This is a genomic window from Bacillus sp. LB7 (genome assembly GCF_030449715.1).
GTDB lineage: Bacteria > Bacillota > Bacilli > Bacillales > Bacillaceae > Bacillus > Bacillus paralicheniformis.
Window position 1 is genome coordinate 1 of sequence record NZ_JASGCA010000047.1, and the last position, 1,668, is coordinate 1,668.

4 protein-coding genes and 1 pseudogene are annotated in these 1,668 nt (G+C 44.8%); all 5 read left to right on the forward strand.

Features of this window, described 5'->3' with window-relative positions; all coding sequences use genetic code 11:
* Positions 1–667 (forward strand): annotated as a pseudogene (locus QMZ64_RS22945) (phage baseplate upper protein); the annotation flags it as partial.
* 11 nt (positions 668–678) lie between these two features.
* Positions 679–993: a hypothetical protein gene (locus QMZ64_RS22950; protein ID WP_095264124.1), complete on the forward strand. Its 315-nt coding sequence runs from the start codon at positions 679–681 to the stop codon at positions 991–993.
* Entirely contained in the window at positions 990–1,172 is a 183-nt protein-coding gene (locus QMZ64_RS22955; RefSeq protein ID WP_011198303.1) for an XkdX family protein, read from the forward strand. The genes QMZ64_RS22950 and QMZ64_RS22955 overlap by 4 nt, the downstream gene beginning before the upstream one ends.
* A 62-nt stretch (positions 1,173–1,234) precedes the next feature.
* Positions 1,235–1,504: a hemolysin XhlA family protein gene (locus QMZ64_RS22960; protein ID WP_009329192.1), complete on the forward strand. Its 270-nt coding sequence runs from the start codon at positions 1,235–1,237 to the stop codon at positions 1,502–1,504.
* A gap of 15 nt (positions 1,505–1,519) precedes the next feature.
* Positions 1,520–1,668: phage holin (locus tag QMZ64_RS22965; protein WP_301441635.1), on the forward strand; the 149-nt coding region annotated here is incomplete at its 3' end.

Sequence of the window (1,668 nt, forward strand, 5' to 3'; positions counted from 1 at the left end):
TCGGCATATAACTGCGGACGAGAGAACGAAATGGAATGCCGGACAGCTTTATAAATTAACCGATGACAACGGCGGGAGAACGCTAATTCCTGATGACACTGACTTATTAACCTTACCATCCGGACTTTATTATGGTGTCAGTAACAAAGTTGTGAATTCTCCAGATCCGAAGGCGGTCGAGTGGTTTCATTACGATGTTTCAACTAATAGTGCGCGCAAAACGATTGTGGTAACTGCTACGGCCAATCCTAAAAGGTGGTTCGGAACAATCCACACTGACGGGTCATTTAAAGGATGGCAGAGATTTATAACGGATGCCGATGCGGAAGTTACCTGGGAATCACCTACTTTGTTAAACGGGTGGAAGCAGTATGGAACCCATAAGGTTCAGTTTAGTAAAAATGCCCTTGGAGAGGTTGAAATTATCGGCTCAATAACCGGTGGAACCATTGGTTTTGATGTGCCAGCTTTTACGTTACCTGCTGGATACCGACCTATACAAATGACTCATTTTATAGGTGTAGCCTCAAGTATCGGCGCGGGTTCTGCTCCACAGTTTCATAGAACTCAAATCAATACCGATGGCAAGGTGTATATCCAGAGCTGTTCAAATACAACAAACCCTAATGAATTTATAACATTTGGTTTTAAATTTAAGGCGGCTTAGGAGGGATGACAGTGAAATGGCTTTATAAATATGATGAGAAATTCAATTACATGCCGGGAGAAGAAATCCAAGTTGAAGACGACGCGGAGCTGCCGGAATTTTATTGCGAAGTAAAGCCGCCTGACGGCCTATATTTAGCCAAATTTGATCCTGCGAAAGGGGAATGGTTTGAATCGGCCACCAAAGAATATATTGAAAGCTTGCAGCCTCCAGAGCCGGACCCGGACCCTACCGAGCTGTTGAAAAAACAAAGTGCCTTGCTCTCATTACAAATTGCACGCCTTCAGTCCGAGGTTGAAGCGTTAAAAGGGGGCGGGGCATCATGAAGTATCCTACTCTTGCCGATATAAAACAATTCTATGATTGGGGGTGTTACACAGATGAAGAAATGCGGGAGTACGTAAAAATTAAGTGGATCACCCCGGCCGAATATGAAGACATAACAGGCCGGAGCTATGATAAGCCTGACACTAGTGTGGATTTAGGAATGCCAAGCGCCCAATAAGGGTGTTTTTATTTTGCCTCGAGGGAGGTGAAAACGATGTGAGAACAGGAGGATTTCAGGACATGCATCAAACAAATGAATGGGACGTCTTCAAGCAGGAGATTACCGAATTGAAGGCCGATCACAAAACGCTTGAACAGCGTGTCATCACACTGGAAAGGGCGTCTGATCGACACGATCAACAGATTATGTCCATCAATGACAAGCTCAACAAGATTGAAGAGAACACAACATGGATTAAGCGCAGCATTACGGGCGCCATCATCACAGCGGTTTGTACACTGGTGATCTCCGGGATTGCGGCGCTTTTCATTAATTTTATTCAAAAATAAGGAGGAAGACACAATATGACAACATTCGACAAAGGCACGGTCGTCCGGACGGTGCTTCTTTTTATTGCATTGGTAAACCAGACATTGATCATGTTCGGAAAGGCAGCTTTGCCTATCAGCGAGGACCAGGTGAATACGCTGGCTGATGCTTTGTATTTGGCCGG